This is a genomic window from Cellulosimicrobium sp. NPDC057127 (assembly GCF_042670945.1).
Taxonomy (GTDB): Bacteria; Actinomycetota; Actinomycetes; order Actinomycetales; family Cellulomonadaceae; genus Cellulosimicrobium.
In genome coordinates this window covers 25,854-27,924 of record NZ_JBHUUP010000024.1, presented here as the reverse complement: position 1 = coordinate 27,924, position 2,071 = coordinate 25,854, and the positions used below count along the sequence as shown (strand labels likewise).

1 protein-coding gene is annotated in these 2,071 nt (G+C 74.0%); it reads right to left on the bottom strand.

Annotated features, from left to right (window positions below):
* Window positions 1–83 precede the first annotated feature (83 nt).
* A partial coding sequence (locus ACFTZA_RS16540; protein WP_378197401.1) for a TIGR03773 family transporter-associated surface protein occupies window positions 84–2,071 on the bottom strand: 1,988 nt, incomplete at its 5' end.

Genomic DNA, 2,071 nt, shown 5'->3' with positions numbered 1-2,071 from the left:
GGGGGCGGGGGGGGGGGGCGTGGGGGTGGGGGGGGGGGGGGGGGCGCCGCGAGGCCGGGGTCCGGGGTCCGGTGTCCGGGGTGTCAGCCGAGCGGGTACGCGTTCCGACGACGTCGCGCGACGCCGTACAGCACGCCGCCGGTGACCAGGAGCAGCGCGCCCAGGGTGAGCGCGGACACCGGGTCCGCGCCGGTGGACGCCAGCGCGGCCTTCTGCTCCGCGCTCAGCTCGCACTCCTCGCCGGAGGCGGTACGCCCCACGTACGTGGTCTTCGTCGTCGTGCCGGACGCGTCCCCGACGGAGAACGTGAGCGTCGCGGTGTCGGACGCGGTGCCGCCGCTCGTGAGGGGGACGGACAGGGTGAACGTCACCTTGTACACGCCGGGCTCGGTGAATGCCCAGTTGGCGTGCACGTGCTGGTTGAGCGTGACCTCGGTGCTCTTGCCGAACCCGGCCATCGTCCCGAAGAACTTCTGGCCCACGCCCCCGAAGTTGCCGGTCGCGTAGACGCCGAGCTCACCGGGTCCGTCGACCGCGTCGAGCCGGTAGGTGACCGGCCCGGACGCCGCCTCGACGAGCGTCGGGTGCTGCGTGTTCCAGCCGAGCCAGGGCACGCCGGACTCCTGGACCTGCCCGATCGACCAGATCGTCGACCCTGCCTCGCCGAGGAACGCGAAGCTCGAGCCGGCCGGGACCTCGTCCTGCGCCGTCTCGTCGAGGCGGAACGTCAGCGACCCGGGGTCGACCCAGCTCGCCGGCTGCTTGCGGTCGTCCTTCACGGTGGCCACGAGCCCGCCGTCCTCGACCCGCGAGCCGAAGTCGAAGTGCCCGTCGGTCACGCCGCCCGGCGCGGCCGTCCGGACCTGGCTCGTGACCGGCGTCGGGATGCACTGCTCGGGGGCCGGCGCACCTGCGCCCGGTCCCTGGTCGTCGTCGGCCGTACCGCCGCCCGCGCCGCCACCGGCGCCCCCGCCGGTGCCGCCGCCCGGGTTCTGCGCGTCCGCTGGGGTCGCGACGAACGGGGCCCAGCCGACGAGGTCGCCGGACGCCGAGTCGTAGATCGCGAGCTTGTGCTCTCCCGTCCCGACGGAGGCGGGGACGGTCACGTCGACCGCGCCGCCCAGCGCCGAGGCGGTACCCGCGCTCGTGGGCTCGGAGTAGACGTACGCGACGACCTCCTCCCCGTCCGCGAGGGACGGCGACGTCACGATCACGTCGTCGCCCAGCGCGACCGAGGAGGCCGCGAGCTCGACGTCGCCGCGGTTGGCGTCGGTGAGCTCCGCGTCCGTGAGCGGCTCCCACGGCGGCACGTAGGCGCCGACCCGCACGTGGTACTCCGCGGACTCGCCGGCGATCGTCCGACCGTCCGCCACCTCCATGCTCGGCGTCACGGTCAGCCGGTAGTCCCCCGCGGCCGTGAAGATCCAGTTGGTGTGCACGTGCGCGTTCGCCGTGACGGGGATGGTGCCGCGCGCGGACCGCGTCGTGTCGACGTACCGGTTCATCGGGTTGCCGAACGAGTCGTTCTGGAACGTGAAGACGTCACCGGGGCCCTCGACCGCGACGTCGAGCGTCACGGGGCTGCCCGAGGCCGGCGTGATGCCCGTGCCCTCGAGCGAGGACAGCAGGCGCTCGGTGCTCCAGCCGACCCACGGCAGGAACTCCTGCTGGTCGCCGCTCTGGGTGCCGACCCAGGCGTCGGCGCCGCCGTGCTCGCCGAGGAACGACCACGACCCCTCGGCGGCGGGGAGTCGCTGCACGCCGCGCTCGTCGGCGTAGGCGATCGTGACGTCGTCGGGCGAGCGGTACACCGAGCGCGGCTCATAGATCCGGGTGTCGTCCTTGACCGACAGCACGAGCTTCTTGCTCGCTGTGTCGTAGGTGGTCTCGAAGCCGTCGACGTGCCCGCGGTCGAGGACGAAGTCACGGTTCGGCTCGGACGGGTCCGTGCCGGGGTCCGGCTCTGGCTCGGGGTCCGGCTTCGCCGTGACGTGCAGGCTCACCGGCTCCGACGTGCCCGCGACACGGTCGCCGTCGAGCAGGACGGCGCGCACGCGCGCCCCGTCGTCGG